Origin of the sequence: Pseudomonas sp. IT-P4, assembly GCF_949767755.1 — a bacterium.
Classification (GTDB): Bacteria; Pseudomonadota; Gammaproteobacteria; order Pseudomonadales; family Pseudomonadaceae; genus Aquipseudomonas; species Aquipseudomonas monachiensis.
Genome location: NZ_CATKPX010000034.1, coordinates 156,735 through 172,899, shown reverse-complemented (window position 1 = coordinate 172,899; position 16,165 = coordinate 156,735). Strand labels below are relative to the sequence as shown.

General features: G+C 54.3%; 16 protein-coding genes. All 16 read right to left on the bottom strand.

From position 1 onward, the window contains the following. Nucleotides 1-143 precede the first annotated feature (143 nt). Nucleotides 144-1,106: a hypothetical protein gene (locus ACM6IT_RS14145; RefSeq protein ID WP_414918209.1), complete on the bottom strand. Its 963-nt coding sequence runs from the start codon at nt 1,104-1,106 to the stop codon at nt 144-146. A 213-nt stretch (nt 1,107-1,319) separates the two neighbouring features. Then, a complete protein-coding gene (locus ACM6IT_RS14140) occupies nt 1,320-2,030 on the bottom strand; it encodes a retron Ec48 family effector membrane protein (RefSeq protein WP_414918208.1) in 711 nt (236 codons plus the stop codon). Beyond that, on the bottom strand, nt 2,020-3,198 hold the full coding sequence (locus tag ACM6IT_RS14135) for a reverse transcriptase family protein (protein WP_115948302.1): 1,179 nt from the start codon (nt 3,196-3,198) through the stop codon (nt 2,020-2,022). The genes ACM6IT_RS14140 and ACM6IT_RS14135 overlap by 11 nt, the downstream gene beginning before the upstream one ends. Nucleotides 3,199-3,994: 796 nt before the next feature. After that, complete coding sequence (locus ACM6IT_RS14130; protein ID WP_115948301.1) at nt 3,995-4,288, bottom strand: nucleotidyltransferase domain-containing protein; 294 nt, start codon at nt 4,286-4,288, stop codon at nt 3,995-3,997. Continuing rightward, nucleotides 4,288-4,929 carry a hypothetical protein gene (locus ACM6IT_RS14125; RefSeq protein ID WP_115948300.1) on the bottom strand — a complete coding sequence of 214 codons (642 nt, stop codon included), beginning with the start codon at nt 4,927-4,929 and terminating at the stop codon, nt 4,288-4,290. Before ACM6IT_RS14125 ends, ACM6IT_RS14130 begins: the two co-directional genes overlap by 1 nt. Beyond that, entirely contained in the window at nt 4,926-5,618 is a 693-nt protein-coding gene (locus tag ACM6IT_RS14120) for an HNH endonuclease (protein ID WP_115948299.1), read from the bottom strand. Before ACM6IT_RS14120 ends, ACM6IT_RS14125 begins: the two co-directional genes overlap by 4 nt. Nucleotides 5,619-6,129: 511 nt before the next feature. Then, nucleotides 6,130-6,840 carry an SDR family NAD(P)-dependent oxidoreductase gene (locus ACM6IT_RS14115; protein ID WP_409079100.1) on the bottom strand — a complete coding sequence of 237 codons (711 nt, stop codon included), beginning with the start codon at nt 6,838-6,840 and terminating at the stop codon, nt 6,130-6,132. Nucleotides 6,841-6,884: 44 nt separating this feature from the next. After that, nucleotides 6,885-7,541, bottom strand: coding sequence for a DsbA family oxidoreductase (locus ACM6IT_RS14110; RefSeq protein WP_056726887.1), 657 nt, complete (start codon nt 7,539-7,541; stop codon nt 6,885-6,887). After that, nucleotides 7,538-7,759, bottom strand: a complete 222-nt coding sequence (locus ACM6IT_RS14105) for a tautomerase family protein (RefSeq protein ID WP_056726888.1) — start codon at nt 7,757-7,759, stop codon at nt 7,538-7,540. Before ACM6IT_RS14105 ends, ACM6IT_RS14110 begins: the two co-directional genes overlap by 4 nt. A 220-nt stretch (nt 7,760-7,979) precedes the next feature. Then, on the bottom strand, nt 7,980-8,264 hold the full coding sequence (locus ACM6IT_RS14100; RefSeq protein WP_056726889.1) for a helix-turn-helix domain-containing protein: 285 nt from the start codon (nt 8,262-8,264) through the stop codon (nt 7,980-7,982). Beyond that, complete coding sequence (locus ACM6IT_RS14095; RefSeq protein WP_056726890.1) at nt 8,254-8,571, bottom strand: hypothetical protein; 318 nt, start codon at nt 8,569-8,571, stop codon at nt 8,254-8,256. The genes ACM6IT_RS14100 and ACM6IT_RS14095 overlap by 11 nt, the downstream gene beginning before the upstream one ends. Before the next feature lie 245 nt (nt 8,572-8,816). Further along, nucleotides 8,817-10,103 carry an OprD family porin gene (locus tag ACM6IT_RS14090; protein WP_414914130.1) on the bottom strand — a complete coding sequence of 429 codons (1,287 nt, stop codon included), beginning with the start codon at nt 10,101-10,103 and terminating at the stop codon, nt 8,817-8,819. 261 nt (nt 10,104-10,364) lie between these two features. Further along, nucleotides 10,365-11,036 carry a DsbA family protein gene (locus ACM6IT_RS14085; RefSeq protein WP_414918207.1) on the bottom strand — a complete coding sequence of 224 codons (672 nt, stop codon included), beginning with the start codon at nt 11,034-11,036 and terminating at the stop codon, nt 10,365-10,367. Nucleotides 11,037-11,256: 220 nt separating this feature from the next. After that, on the bottom strand, nt 11,257-11,469 hold the full coding sequence (locus ACM6IT_RS14080) for a hypothetical protein (RefSeq protein WP_008003171.1): 213 nt from the start codon (nt 11,467-11,469) through the stop codon (nt 11,257-11,259). 244 nt (nt 11,470-11,713) lie between these two features. Then, the gene (gene aguA, locus ACM6IT_RS14075) at nt 11,714-12,820 is read right to left on the bottom strand and encodes an agmatine deiminase (protein ID WP_414918206.1); all 1,107 of its coding nucleotides are present in this window, start codon (nt 12,818-12,820) and stop codon (nt 11,714-11,716) included. Between the two features lie 322 nt (nt 12,821-13,142). Continuing rightward, nucleotides 13,143-16,055, bottom strand: a complete 2,913-nt coding sequence (locus tag ACM6IT_RS14070; RefSeq protein WP_414918205.1) for an aminotransferase — start codon at nt 16,053-16,055, stop codon at nt 13,143-13,145. Between the last annotated feature and the right edge of the window lie 110 nt (nt 16,056-16,165).

Genomic DNA, 16,165 nt, shown 5'->3' with positions numbered 1-16,165 from the left:
GCAGCCATTCCAGAACGGCATACGCAGCAAACAACCACCACTATGAACGCTCGCACTTGCAAAAAATGTGAGACGTGGAAAACCTATGGCGAAACTCCCGCCCCCCCTCCACGTCAATATGCCGCTCACATGGCCGCGCTGAATCAGGCAGGGTCACTCGCCTCAGGTAGGATCGTTGTTGTATTCGTACGGTTACTGACATAATGCCGTGCACGATTTGAATTCGTCATGTTCTTATTTTGCAACTTGATTCTAATGTTGTCCCACTCGAAAAAAATCAGCACGACCTCTTCCGGGCTGTCTTGAGCAGATGAATAACGATTAGCGTGCACCATCTTTGTGGGTGATGCGCACAGGTCGCTATATTTTTTGAGTATTTCCTCAAGCGAGGCGCGAGCAGCATCAACTGATATTTGAATTTTATCGCGAACTTTATCGTGTATTCGAGAAATACAGCCGATGTAAACCCGTATTGCGGTTGTTAGCTCAATCTTATCAGGCATTCTATTAATTACAGCTTTTTTAAAATCTGGATTTCCATCAAGAAGTTTCTTATCGGTGAAGACTAGAGTGCGATTTTCCCATAGACGCCCCCCATCGCTTACCGGATAATTCCTATTGTCTAAAGTTACCTGACTAACGCATAGACCGGCGTGCTGAAGATGATTTCTCAAGGCTTCGAGGAAAGCATATTCAAAGTATGCGTCGTATTCGCCATGTGTGACCCCCTCAAAAAAAGACTCAACTTCAGTTTTATCTTCGGCTGGCAGGCATCTTTTTAAATGTCTCGGCATATGATCCATGTACATGCGAGTCGAAGTTAAAATATTTGTGATCCGCCTATTAAATTTTGTGATCTCATCAAACATGTCAGTATAGTCAGCTGAGAACCGCAGCTGATGAGCTAGAGCGCAGTTCAAAAGGTCTTGCTCATATTCTAAATAATTGCAAGTGATTAGTTCGTATTTTTCTTCGACAGCTAAAGCGGCATTCAACGCTGCATTGCATTGCTTAATGTTCTCGAACTCCTCCTTCGATATATCGACTTCAGGATTTCGACCAAGAACATCAATCGTTAAGCAATATCTATCTTGGCTAAGCATCATGCACCCTCTTGCAATCGAAAAAATTAATGCTGTAGGTCATTCCCGTGCTTGCAAATTTGAACGCCTAAATATGGCCAGTGCCTGCCGCTCTCGACAGCGGACGGTTGGCTCTTGAGCATTATCTGCTGACAGTAATATTTAACTATTTATTTTATCCGATAGTATCTTTTACGTTCCCAGCACGAACTGCCAATCAGCGTTCGACAAATGACACTATTGTATACTGCGTATGTAATCCCTTGACTTATTTCTAAGGCTGATCTCAATATCTGTAAACTGTTGATTTATACTGTCTATAAAAGAAAATATTTTGGGCTCAAGCATCATCAACATTTCCTCTGTTGGCTCTTCTACAGCTATCCCCAAAGAATGGAAATACGCCAACATATTCCTGCAATGTTGTTCAATTGATCGTATATCACCGGGAATAAAGTTTGCTTGAGTTTCTGCGATCTGCCGTTCAATACTGTTGATAATAATGTTGTACGGTTCGGAGGGGATGAAATATGCCTCAGCCGATAGGGGAAATAAAAAACCATAGTATTTGTTAGCGTTGAAATTTTCTTGCCTTATACCAGAGTTTGGTCGCGCTACCAGCCCCGAAGTAAAAGCTTTGAATTCAGAGTGCTTTTGAAAATGTCGGTTGTTTTTTTCTGCCTTTACAGAATTTACATAAGTCAGTATGGCGGTTGCCGCTCCGATTGCAGTGAATGCGTAAGCTCCAAACTCAACGCCGATTTTGAAGATTTTTATAGGTTCTTGAAAAGCTTTTGCAGCGAAATCAAAACATCCAGGTGAGAAACAGAATTCTAGAGAATTATTATGAGCTATTAATAGAGTCAAAAATATAGATGTGAGTGTGATTGCGCACAAAACCGCTGCAGAAAAAACGGCTATTGAAAAAATGTACTTTTTATAATTCATGTTCAGCTTTGCTTTTTGTCGGAGTTAGCACTTTCAACTCCGTCCATATTTTTTTTGCTTCATGCTTATAAACTCTCTGCAACAGTATCAACCTGTGCCGAAGGCGATGATATCGTTTCATGTAAAGTGGGGTACTGCAAAAAACGTCGTAGTCCCTCATCAAAGTAGAAAGCATAGTGAGGCAGCGCCGAATATCTTTTTGGGACGGAAGGGGTAATATGGATTTTAGTTCTAGTCGATGTTTTTTATATCTTGGATGTCCTGTGCGCGCCAGTTTATTAACTCGACCAGATATGCTTTCATAACGTTTTCTATAGTCAAAGCTTGTCCTCGCATTGGGTTCTCGCGAAAGAATTTTGAGGTTGTTGACCGCAGCCCGGATCGCCCTGATCTCATCTCGCGGAAGCTGGGGGGTTTCCTTGTTAACTCTCAGCCCATGAATTTTGAAAGCGGTTGTTGAAATTGACTCTATACTTGTTTTCGCTTCGTTTACTTTGAACCCTGCATGCTCGATCATTGATACGATAGTGGATTTTGCTTTATTTAGATCTTTATCCTGTATCTCTGATGAGACAGTGATGTCATCAGTTAATCGAGTGTAACTTAGTTTTTGCCGCTCTAGCCCTTTAACGATCTGTCCTTCAACGTCAAAAAAACACAAGTTTGCTATAAAGCTAGATGTCGGTGCTCCTTGTGGTACAACTCCCTCTCTAGTGCAAATATCTGCTAATGCTTCAGATACTTCGTCGGAATAAAAAAACAACTCATTGAAAATTTTGTACACTAAATCATAATCTATAAAGTCAAAAAATGAAGTTATATCAATTTTTAATATCGTCTTGGCTTTACAATGTCGTTGTGCGCAGGATATATAGTCCCGTGGGTGTTCTAGATCAGAAATTGAACCGTAAAGGTACGTAGGATATCTGATTTGATTGAACAGCCTGTTTTTTATTCTGCGCTGAAATTTTCTTACGAGTGGATGAGGGTCGAAAACGATCCTATCATCTCCATTCTTTTTTTTGAGATGTATTGGCGTGTATCGATTTTTTTCTTCTAAATCTTGAATACTCTCATACTCGGCCTCACTAAGACCTAGTGCCGCAAGCAAATTATCTATTGAAAAAATTGATTCATTAGTGGTTTTCCTGGGGGCGTATTCATCCATGCTGCTTGATGATCCTTTGTTGTATTAGTCCGCTGCCTTCTCGCGAAGGAAAAGAGCAGAGATGCGTACGTTTGAGCAACCCGAAACTGGCTTGCCTCTACCCTACGAGCGGAGCTAATCATTGAGATGGTATCGTCGGTGCGGATTGGTTCCTTGCCGCCGCCAGCCCACTTGGTAATACCTAAAATCAGGCACCACCGCCGTTTCCATTTAAGGACACAGCAAGGTATCTCGGGATTTTCTGCTCAAGTGCAACATATGAGCGAAACGCTCATGCCAAATTGACATTACCGCATTCATATTTTCTGTTCAATTGCCTTTTTATACCTTAAGTGAATAACAGGGCGGTTATTCCAATCTTATTAGGTTTTCGAATATTTAAGAGAGCCGCCCTCCGATTCAAGCCTGTCGTCGGTCATCCGCTTTTGGCCGATAGCGGTGTGTGCCGAATATTAGGCAGGCATTGTAGGAGCGAGCGCAGCCCGAAAACGGCGCGGTCATCGGCGGTCGTGGGCTTCGCACGCTCCTACGATGGAAGGAGTCAGGGCTCGGCAGGCCGCTTCAAGTCGGATGCAGTCCCCCACGACAATTATTTATCGATCACTATATCTACATGCGTGCGGTATGCGGGTAGATTCTTGTGTCGATGGTGTGGCCTAGCCAACATAACGTGCGCTTACAGAGCGCTTGGCATCGCAGTGCACACATTATCGCTGGCTGCCCCTTCTCCTCCTTTGCCGAGACGCTCGAGCCGGTGGTCCAGGAAGCACTCTCCGGACCAAGGCCGTGAAAGAAGTTAGCGTTTTTCGGAGGCGGCCAATCGCGCGAGAGGTATGCATCCTTCGCTCGTTACAAACCCTGTCTCCTCCGCCTCCGCCGGCAGCATATATAGAACGTCGAGCGGTAACTCCTTTCCTGCAACACTCAATTCCGCCTTCAGTCGGGACAGAGGCTGGCCAGATGGGCCGACGATCAGAATGTCATAATCGCTGCCCACACCGAACAGCGAAGAGCCAAACATGAAGGACTCGAACTCCTGCAGAGACTTGCAGGATTTAAGTAGGTATTTCGCGACTTCACACGCCGTCATCAGCGGTTCCGCAACAGTTCTTTTAACTCGTCCCATTTCATTACCTGGCATCCGAGGTTTCGCGCTGCTTCGATGGCATTGTTAGTGGGATGCCCGTTGGGATTGATGTTCCAGGCAATATCGATGGGGCCAAACCTATCCCAGAAGGTGCGAATGGCATCGGCTGTCGGCTCGTACTCCATGATCATGCCTACCCGGAAGGTGCGCCCACTGGCGAGCGTCATCGTGAAGACACGATCAAACTCCCTATCGAGGTTCGTAACGGATCTCATTTGCCGTATAAGCCGATACGCGAAGAAGTAGTCCTTCTGGGCCGCAGTCTTTACGTCGCCTGTGCGAATGGCGGAGCCAAGTGTGCCGGAATTTCCCCAGCCTACTGTGTTGCTTTCTAAATATCTAATCGCCTCGCCTTCCCAGATACACTCCTTTCGATATCCGCATAGGAAATCCATGTCGGGATAATCTGCATGGTATCTCATTGCTAATTCGGCGTTGATCGCGTAGTCGGCCGAGATAACCGCAACTACGTCGGGCCGGTCAGGGATCGTGATCCTGATAGCGTCATCGCGGATATGCTGCGCCGACGCTGCACCGTGATTTGCCCAAATAAACTTAAGTGCGTAATTCACCTGCCAGCTCATTCGAAGATTCCATCCATTTCTGTGGGATAGCGGATAGCTCCGCCGGCGACACCACAAACGTGACGTTCTGAGAGACCTCGAACATGTTCTTGATATCGAGCGAATGTCTGCCGCTCAGTTTCCGTCATGTGATGCAGGTTCGCCTTGATAATGGCTTGGATGCGGAAATGATTAGGCAGTATGACACCTCGCATCCTCTGCACCCACGTCTTAGACGCTTCAGATTCCGGATCATATTCGAAGCTCGATCCATCAGAGGGCGCGAATTCCTTCCATACGGCCTTGTTTTCGGCCATAGCGGCGACCACAGCGTCTCTAACTTGCCCGCGCTCATCGTATGCACGAATTCCTTGCTTGTTTGCCAAGGCGGCTAGGTGGTTACTTTTCCAACCTAACAATGTACCCCGGCTATATCCGTCGGGATCCTTGTCGATGATCGTATGGCATGTCGGGCACAACAGGATAAGGTTTTCAAAGGAGTCAGCTTCGAACTCTCCGGAGGGCCTTTCTTCATGACGCGGTCCCGATTCTCCGTGCGGAATAACATGAGCCATCTCGGCTATATGCTTATCTCCGCCTATTTCAGCAGGGAATAGAGGCTGGAGGCACTCGGAGCGTTGACAGTGACCGGCAGCCGCCGAAAACAGCCGCAGTTTCGTTTCTGTAGGTATATGTTTGCGAACTGCCATGGTTAGGAGCCTAAAATCTGACGAGACTGGAAGTGGTATAGAAGGTACAGCCCAAATAGATCATAACGACACATATTGACGCTGAGAGCTGACGAAGAAAACATGCATCACCATCTTATAGGAGATGACCATGGATCGAGGACCGCTTCTGGCCGTCTGCTGCCTGTCGCCACGGCAGCTTTTGGCGGATTCCTGCCTATTCTCTACGGAAGGGATGATCGACAACGTTCCAATTCAGGAGGCTTTCCATTCGTATGCAGCTCTAAATTACTTACAGACCGACAATGTGCTGACATCTAAAAAATCCCGAATTCGATTCCACCGGACGCCATAACTAGCTGATTTATTTATAGTTACTAGTTGGGGTACGCCGAATTTTCCAGCGAACTCCAGACGCCCGAAAAACCTAGTCTCGCCGAAACATACCGTTCGTCTGGTGCCGCACCATACAAAACAAAGCCCTCGTAGAAATACGAGGGCTTTGTTGTATCCGGGGTTTGAAAAAGCGCTTTCAGTGCCCCGCGCTCTGACCACCGTCCACGTGCAGGATTTCGCCAGTCACGAACTTGGCGCCGTCCAGATACACGACCGCTTGCGCAATATCATCGATCTCGCCCATGTGACCGACCGGGTGCAGATTGCCCAGTGCTGCGTGGGTTTCTTCGCCGTGCATCGGGGTCTTGATGATGCCCGGGCTGACCGCGTTCACCCGGATCCCGCGCTTGGCGTATTCGATGGCCAGGGATTTGGTTGCTGCGTTGAGGCCGCCCTTGGTCAATGAAGCCAACACCGATGGCACGCCGTCGATGGCGTGGTCCACCAGGCTGGTGGTGATATTGACGACGTGGCCGCTGCCTTGCTTTTCCATCTCGGCGATGGCGAGTTGGGTGATATAGAAGAAGCCATTGAGGTTCACCGACAACACATTGGCGTAGTCTTCTGCGGTGTACGCGGTGAACGGCTTGGCGATGAAGATCCCGGCGTTGTTGACCAGGGTGTCGATGCGACCGAAACGGGAAAGCGCTTCACGGATGACACGCTGGGCGGTTTCCGGCTCGCCGATGTCACCGGCCACGGTGTGAATGTCCGGATCGGTGGACGGCTTGATCGAGCGCGAAGTAGCGACGATCCGGTAACCGAGTTCGCGAAAGGCTTTGACCATACCGTCGCCGAGACCCTGGGATGCGCCGGTGATGACGATGACTTTTTTCGAAATGCTCATGATGAAGACCTCTGACAATAAAGAATGGGGTAGAAAATCTGTAATCAGGCTTCGGCCGGGGCGTTCGCCACTTGTCGTAACATCTGTTCGTAGTACTCGACCGATTGCGAACCGGACACCAGGTGGCGACCGTTCAGCACCATGGCCGGGACCGAGTTGATACCGTGCTGGCGGTAATAAATTTCAAGCTCACGCACTTCGCTGGCGAATGCGTCGGACGCCAGCACCTCGCTCGCACCTGCCGCATCCAGCCCCGCTTCAGTCGCCAGGCGCACCAGCGTCGAGTGATCGCTCGGGTTCTGGCCTTCGCTGAAGTAGGCCCGTAGCAGCACCTTCTTCAGCTCGACCTGCCGGCCTTCCTGCAACGCCCACAGCAACAAGCGGTGCGCATCGAAGGTGTTGTAGAAGTGCGTGCGCTTCTCCAGATCGAACTTGAAGCCGATGGCCTCGCCGCGAGCGATCTGCATGGCCTTGCCGGCGGCGACGTCGTCGGCCGTTCTCCCGTACTTGCGCATCAAGTGCTCGACCGCTTGCTCACCTTCGGCCGGCATGTCCGGGTTCAACTCGAATGGCTTGTAGGTCAGCTCGACCGAGACTTCCCCGGCCACGTTCTCGATCGCCTGCTCCAGCGCCGTCGCCCCCAGTGCGCACCAGGGGCACACCACATCGGAAATGAAATCGATGGTGACGGAGGACGTCATGACTGCCCTTGCGTCTCGGCCAGTTGCTTGCGGTACTGGGTGGTGGTGATGCCGGCGTAACCCCAGTTATCGGTGTCGACTTCCTCGATCACGATGTGGGTCAGGTCAGGGCGTTTATTGAGCACGCGCTCCAGCGTTTCAGTGATCTCGGCAATGACCTGAGCTTTCTGCTCAGTGGTAACGCCATCGCGGGTAATGCGTACGGTTACGAAAGGCATGAGGGCAACTCCAGTGACCTTCCCGTCGGGATGATGGGAGAGGCGTTGGAGATGAATGTATGGGGTTGGCGGGAGGGGATAAAGGTGGGGGCGGGAACTTCATTCGTTACGTGGTGTAATGAATTAAAGAGAAGGCATACAAAGTACTGGCGCCCATCGAGAAACCTGCCGACTTTCTCAAAAGTCGGCGATGAGTTGAGAATGGAGTTTGCCTTCTTAGCTAAATCGCTTGAAGGTCACGCAATGCCTCAGGATGCTGACTCGCCACACGCAACAGCGTCTGCGCTGCTCCCGTCGGTTGCCGCCGCCCCTGCTCCCAATCCTGCAACGTTCGCAAACTGACTCCAATCAGCTTGGCGAATGCACTTTGAGATACACCGACTTTGGCCCGTGCTTCAGCTGCCGTAGACAACGGCACCTCTGTCACGCGAGCGGCTTTGCCTGCTTTCATTTGACGCACAGAGTCCAGCAAGTCCTGCTGGAATTGCTCCAGTTCATTGACCATTGCTGATTTCCTCCTTCAGTTGCTTGAGGAAGGCCGCGGGTAAATTGTCGAACTTCGCCTTGGTGTAGGCGATTAACAACCAGATTGAGCCTTCAGAAAGCGTGTTGTAGTAAATGACACGGGTACCGCCTCGTTTGCCCATCCCGTTACGGGACCAACGGACCTTGCGAAGACCACCGCTGCCAGGAACCACATCGCCGGCCAGCGGATTAGCCGCCAGCCAGGTAATGAATTCATGACGTTCGCCATCGTCCCAGATGGATTCAGCATAACGCTTGAAAATTTCGGTTTCGATAATCGTGAACATGGACCCAACTATACGGCATTGCCGTATATGCGAGCAATCGATTTGAAGTGCTAAGACGTGTCGCAATTTTTCACTTTTTGCGACACGTCTTCCGAACATGTCGCCGCGGACGACACGTTCGAAAGACGTGTTACCGAAATCGAGTTTTGGCGACATGAGCAAATCAACAGCACAAAAAAGCCCCGAACCAGCCGGGGCTTCTTCATTCTCAGCCTTGCATCAAACCTCGACACCACACCCCATCATCAAAAGACGTTGATCGGGTAATCCACAAACACACGCACTTCGTTGCCGCTGACGTTGTACTCGCTCGACTTCTGCGACACACGCAGGACGGAGCTGCGCAGTTTTACGCTGAGGTCTTTGGCCGGGCCGCTTTGGACGACGTATTTGATCTGGTTGAAGATCTCGCGCTCGGTGCCGCCTTCGCTGGTGGAGGTGGTGATGTTGTCACCGCGCACGTAGGCCACGTTGTAGCTCAGGCCCGGTACACCGAAGGTGCTGAAGTCCAGGCCGTAGCCGACCTGCCAGCTGCGTTCGTCTTCGGCGTTGAAGTCGGACCAGTAGGAGTTCGCCAGGTAGATGGTATTGCCGCCGTCGCCGATGCGACCCTGGTCTTTCTGGTAGCCGCCGTAGGCGTAGCCCAGGTTGCTGTCGCCGGTGCTGCGCTGGTGAGCGAGGGTGAACGAGTGCGGGCCGGTGATGAAGGTGGCCGCCAGGCTCCAGATCTTGTTGTCGTCGCCGGTGATACCGTTTTCGCGGACGTAGGAATCTTCCAGCTTGGTGCGGTAGCCGTTGAAGTCCAGGGTCAGGGACTGATCCTTGTCGATCGGGAACACGTAGTTGGCGTTCACGTATTGCTTCTTCAGCACATCTTCGACGTCGGAAGCGTACAGCGCGGCCTTGAATTGCTCGGTGAACTGGTAGCTACCGCCCAATACGTTGATCGACTTCAAGCCACCGCTGTCACGGCCTTCGGCGCTTTTTCGCGACTCGGCGGTGAAGCGACCGGCGTCCAGTTGCAGGCCATTGATCTCTTTGGAGGTGATCAAGGTGCCGGTGTAGCTTTCCGGCAGCAGGCGCGAGTTGTCGTAGTTCAGCACCGGCAGGGCCGGCATCTGGTCGCCGTAGGTCAGGGTGGTGCTGGACAGGCGGAACTTGATCGCCGCGCCGCCCTTGGACAGGTCGTCGGCCGGTTGGCCGCTGTCGCCCTTCTTGAAGAAATCGATGCCTTGCGCGCCGCTACGGTCCTCGCTGCGTTCCAGGTTCAGGGCGTACAGGCCGAAAGCGTCCACCCCCACACCGACTGTGCCTTGGGTGAAGCCGGACGAGAACGTGCCGATGGCCGCCTGGCCCCACTCGGATTTATCCGGGTTGCCGTCTTTGTAGTCACGGTTCATGTAAGCATTACGCAGCAGTACTTTGAGGCTGCTGTCTTCAACAAAACCCTTGGATTCGGCCTGGTCGTTCGCCATGGCCTGTGTCGCACTCAACATCCCCAGAGCGATCAGGCTGATTCGCTTGTTCAACATCGTGTTCTTTTCCTTATTTCCGGTTGATACGCGCTGTGTCGAACGGCCGAAACGGCGCTATCGCGCTCTTTTTTCATGGCGAAAACAAAAAGGCCCGCCCACGATTTCTCGCAGCGGGCCTTTTTATAATTGTTGATCGTGGCAGTCGGCCACAGGCGTTGGGCCGAATCGTAGCTGCGCCCTCAACGATGTGTCAATTTCATGAATCTTCTAAAAACAGGCGAAAACCGTCTAAGAAATGGCTTTACGCGGCAGGAATATTCAATCATCGCAGCCATTGAGGCCACAGGCTGCTACGGAAATGGATGCCCCCTGATCAGGTAGCGACTGACCCAGCCACTGCGCAAATGCCTGGGGCTTGCCTAGCCATGGCCCGATATCGATCAGGGTGAATTGGTCATCGTGCTCAAGCGCCAGGGTCGGAAAGCCCTGCCCGCCGACCTTGGCCAGAAGAGCACGGCTGTTCCTGATATGGCCTTCGGTGTCGGCCGACCTGAAGGCTTTTTCGAAGGCTTCGCGGTCCAGCCCCATGCCCTGGGCAAGTTCAAACAGTACCGACTCGTCGGCGATGCGGCGCCCCTCAACGTAGTGAGCACTTTGCAAATTTCCCAGCAACTCCAGCCCGCGACCGGTCATTTGCTCGGCAGCCAGCACCGCAGCGATGGGTGGCGCCGAGTCGAACACGGCGCTGTGATCACGCAGCAACCCTTCGAAATAGGCTTCACCGAACGGCTGCCCGCTGTATTCGGCGATGCGCCGGTCGTGAGGCATGACGTAATTGCGCAGTTGTGGCGAAACCTTTTGCCGATTGGCCCCCGTCATCATGCCGCCACCGTGTGCAATCACGGGCAGCACAGCCTGGGCGGCTTGCACCAGCGGTTTGGCGCCGTAGCACCAACCGCACAAGGGGTCGTAGATGTAATGCAGGATCATGGGAAAGCTCCGACAGAAATTCAGGAAAATTCGATGTCGGCAGGTTAGTGCCGCAGCGGCCCCGGAAAAACGCCGGATTGGCTTTCAGTCTGTTGCTTGAATCGGTCGAATGGTTGCCTCACAAAACCCTGTGAGGTCTTGGTGATTGCATGAATCGGCGGGAAAAAAAAGCGCTGCCATCCCGGCAGCGCTTTTCTTGTTCAATCCGTTGTTTTTCTTCTTATCCTTCCATCACATCCCACAACGCATCCAGTTCCGCTTCGCTGAATAAACCAGCAGGGTAACGCTCGATCATCGTCCGGCGCGGATCAGTTTCGCTGATCTGACGCATTCCATTGGACTTGAACCAGTGCGCCAGGATCTGGAGCGATTCGCTATTTACTGCCAGGGGATGCAACGCCTTTTCGCCCACAACATTCACTTCGGCGTTCATTTCAGCGCTCTCTCCCGGTTTGTGAGCGGCTAACTTATCCAAGGTTTATGACAGAACATCGAAGTCCTCCCCCTCCCCGAGTTACAACAGCAGAGATACAAGAGCTGTGCCAAGGTTTCTGAAGTGTGTCCTTGTAGATACAAAAAAGCCCGCAGGCCTGTAGGGCCGCGGGCTCCGTGCAACAATGGTGGCTGATCGACAGCCTGAGGAATTTTGCAATCAACTCAAGCTGTTACGGCTTCACTCACTCCTTGTGCGGCGCGGGTTGTTGCTGGGTAAGGCAGTGAATATTGCCGCCCCCCAGTAACAGTTCGCGACCAGGCACCATCACCACTTCATGTTGCGGGAACAGGTTCTGCAAGATCTCCTTTGCCGGGCCATCCTGCGGATCGTCAAAGCACGGCGCGATGATGCCGCCGTTGACGATCAGGAAGTTCACGTAGGAACCGGCCAGGCGAACAGTCGGATTACGTTCCTGCGTACCGTCGACCGGATCGACACCGGCGCACTCTTGCTCGGTCGCAAACAGCGGACCCGGGATCGGCATCTTGTGCACCGTGAACGGGCGGCCCTTGGCGTCGGTGCTGCTTTGCAGCACTTTCATCGCTGCCTGGCAGCGCGGGTAGTTCGGGTCTTGCGGATCATCGGTCCAGGCCAGCAGCACTTCACCCGGGCGCACGTAGCAGCAGAAGTTATCCACATGGCCATCGGTTTCGTCGTTGAACAAGCCATCCGGCAGCCAGATGATTTTATCCACAGCCAGGTTCGCACTCAGGACCGCTTCGACTTCTGCGCGACTCATGTGCGGGTTGCGATTGCGGTTGAGCAGGCATTCTTCGGTGGTGATCAGGGTGCCTTCGCCGTCGACGTGAATCGAACCGCCTTCCAGCACGAAGCCTTCGGTGCGGTAGCGCGGGCTGCGCTCGATCTCGAGGATCTTGCCGCCGACCTGCGAGTCACGGTTCCACGGCGAATACAGGCCGCCGTCAAAACCGCCCCACGAATTGAAATCCCAGTTCACGCCACGGACTTCACCCTTGTTGTTGATGACAAAGGTCGGGCCGGTGTCGCGGACCCAGGCGTCGTCACTGGACATTTCAACCACACGAATATTCGGCACATCCAGACGGGCGCGGGCGTTTTCGTACTGGCCGGCGGAAACCGCCACGGTTACCGGTTCGAAGCGGGCGATGGCCTTGGCCACTGCCACGTGGGCGGCTTGTGCCGGTTTGCCACCCAGGCGCCAGTTGTCCGGGCGCTCGGGCCAGATCATCCAGGCCTGGGTTTGGGGTGCCCATTCGGCTGGCATGTAGAAGCCGTCGGCGCGAGGGGTGCTGTTCAACGTGGTCATGGCTCAGGACTCCGGAGTGACATTGATACCTGACAGAAATGGAAGCGCATTGGTACACGCCGTGGACTGGCCACTTTATATCCGATAAATATCGGCTTTTGAAGCACCTTACATCCACCGTTACAAAAACAACCGATAAAAAGCCGATATCAATCGAATTAAAACCACCATCCATGTGGAAGCGGGTTTGCTCCGGGCGGCGTTCCGACGAAAGCGGCATTCCAGGCGCAATATTTGCGTCGGATATACCGGCCTCTTCGCGAGCAAGTCGAATCGTCGCACCGCCGCTCCCACATTGGCCCGCATTTACAGGGGGATGTGTTTACAGCCCTTCCGCGAGCACCTTCGACAGCATGTCCACGAAGAAATCCACGCTTTGGCGCGAGGTGACCATCGGCGGCTTGATCTTGAGGATGTTCAGGTAATCGCCGGTCGGCTGCATGAAGATCCCCAGTTCACGCAAACGATCGCACAGTGCGGTGGTTTCTTCGGTGGCCGGTTCCAGGGTTTCGCGGTTGCGGATCAGTTCGACACCCAGATAGAAACCGGAACCGTGCACCGCGCCCACTAACGGATGAATATCGATCAATGCTTCGAGGCGCTTCTTGAAATGCCCGCCCACGACCTGGGCGTTCTCCCAGAGTTTTTCTTCTTGCATCACATCCAGCACGGCCATGCCAACCTGGCAACTGACCGGGCTGCCGCCTGCGGACGAGAAGAAGTAACCCTCGGCCTCCAGCGCCTCGGCGATTTCCCGGCGGGTGATGACCGCGCCCAGTGGCTGACCGTTGCCCATGCCCTTGGCCATGGTGATGATGTCCGGCACCACGCCCTGTTCTTCGAAGCCCCAGAAGAAATCGCCCATGCGCCCGTAGCCGACCTGCACTTCGTCGGCGATGCACACGCCGCCCCGAGCCCGGACCATGGCATAGACTTGTTTCAAATAGCCTGGGGGCAACGAGATACCGCCGGCATTGCCATACACCGGTTCGCAGATGAATCCGGCCAGTTGGCGATTCTGCACGGCGATTTTCGCCAGGTTGTGTTCGACGCTGCGCACGTAATCCGGCGCGCTGTCGGGGCCACGGAATTCACCGCGATAGGTGTTTGGCGCGGTCACCGGGTGTACCCAGTCCGGACGGCTGCTCAAGGCCTTGGGGTTGTCGGCGATCGAGGTCGACACCGAATCCGCGCCCACCGTCCAGCCGTGATAGGCCTCCAGCACACTGAGCATGTCGCGGCCGCCGCTGTAGGCCCACGCCAGGCGAATCGCCAGGTCATTGGCCTCGCTGCCGCTGTTGACCAGGAACACGCGGTCCATGCCGTCAGGGGACAGCTTCAGCAAACGTTCGGAGAACTCGGCCACGGCTGCGTAATTGAAGCGCGAGTTGGTGTTGAGCAACGACCACTGGCGGCTGGCAACGGCGGCCATGCGTGGATGACCGTGGCCCAGCACCGCCACGTTGTTGAGCATGTCGAGGTAGGAACGGCCCTGCATGTCGATCAAATGGTTGCGCCAGCCACGCTCGATACGCGGCGGGTCGACGTAATAGTGTTTTTGCGTGCGGGCGAAGCTGGCATCGCGCCGGGCCAGCAAGGTCGGGCCGTCGAGTTCGGCTTCTGCGTCACAGGCCAGACCCAGCAACGCCGCCGGCGAAGGGCACAACGCCTGCCAGGCCGCCACGCGCGAAGGCGTACAGAACAACGGCGCATTGATCGACGCGCCACGGCACAACTGCACGATCAATGGCCCGCTGACCGAGCCCAGTACCTGGCCTTTGACCAGGGCCGCGCCGCTGTGCAGCGACGGCGTGACGCCCCAAAGCCGCACGCTCAATTGCGGGCCGTCCAGTTGCAGCACGCCCGCCGATGGATGATGCACCACCCCGGCAAACGGCGCTTCGACCGCCGTGCCCTGAGGCACACGCAACTCGACGTGCAACGGGCAAGTGTCCGGTTCGGCTGCGCTGTCCGGGCGGGTGTGGGACAGGCGGTATTGCCCATAACGACTGGCCGCCAGGCCATGTGCCGCGGCCGCTTCATCCAGCAGGCGCTGATCGACGCCCTCCTGCTCCCAATTCCCGGCCTCGAAATGCGGACTGAGCACGCCCAGGTCTATCAGCGCGAACTCTCGCCCCACCAGGTTCGGCAACAGCGGTGCGAAACCTTCGCTGCCGATGGTGGGCAGGTTCTGGCCGACGGCGGTGAGGATCGCCGCTTCCATCAGCGCCAACGGCACCGACGTGGCCACACGGAAGATTTCCCATTCATGGACCAGATTGTCGCGGCTGTAGGCATTGCCAGGATCGATGCTGATCTGCTGTTCGCCGCTGAGCACCAACACCGCCGCGCGGGCGACAATCAGCGGCCACAGCGCCAGCAGTTCTTCGTGTTGCAACGGGTTGACCGCGTGATAGGCCTGGATTGCCGGCAAAATGCAGAACGGATCGCCCTCGCCATGATGCAGCAGCGCTGCGCAGGTCACCGACAGATCGGTAATGCGCCAGGTGCGCACCAGATCGCCGAAATCGATCACGCCTTGCAGCTGCCAATGGCGCTGCGCATCGCGCTGCCACACCACGTTGTCGTCGGTGATGTCCATGTGAATGGCCTGCACCGGCAGTTTGTCCTGCAGTGGCTGCAAATGCCGCTCGGCTTGCGCGGACGCTTCGATAATCAGTTTGCGCTGGGCCTCATCCTTGATCAATGGCAGCAAATGCGCGATCAGGGCGTGAGCATGGCGGGCGTCCCATTGCAGGGTTCGCTCCAGCCCCGGATGGTCGAAATCCGCCAGGGCCAGGTCCATTTCACCACACAGGCGCCCGAAGCCGGACACCACCGTCGGGGTGAAACGAGCGAGGCTCGTCAGCGGCTGGCCTTCGATGTAGTCGAGCAGGCGAACGTGGACCGCCTGGTCATCCACGTCCAGCGACAGCAGGTCTGCACCGTTTTTCGCCGTGATAACACGCGGCACATGTACATCGGGATGTTCGCCCAGATGCTTGAGCCCGGCATGTTGTGCCTGGAGTTCCAGTACCGAGTAGTCGCCACGGCAGATTTTCAGGACGAAACGTCCCCGCTCGCTGTCGACGCGGTAGTTCAGGTCTTGCTGGCTGCCAAGGGCCTGCAACCTGCCACTGAACCCGTAATGTTCTTCCAGCAGCCCTAGCGCTTGCTCCGCAGACACCTGCGGGCTGGGCAAACTGGCGCGATGAATCAACGTGGCGAGCGGCATACAACGACCCCTGAAATTTTATTAGGCGCCTATATCGCCACTGGTTCGGGCGATACGCAACCCCCCGGAACTGGTATGAGGGCATTTGTGAACACAGTTGCTCCCACAGG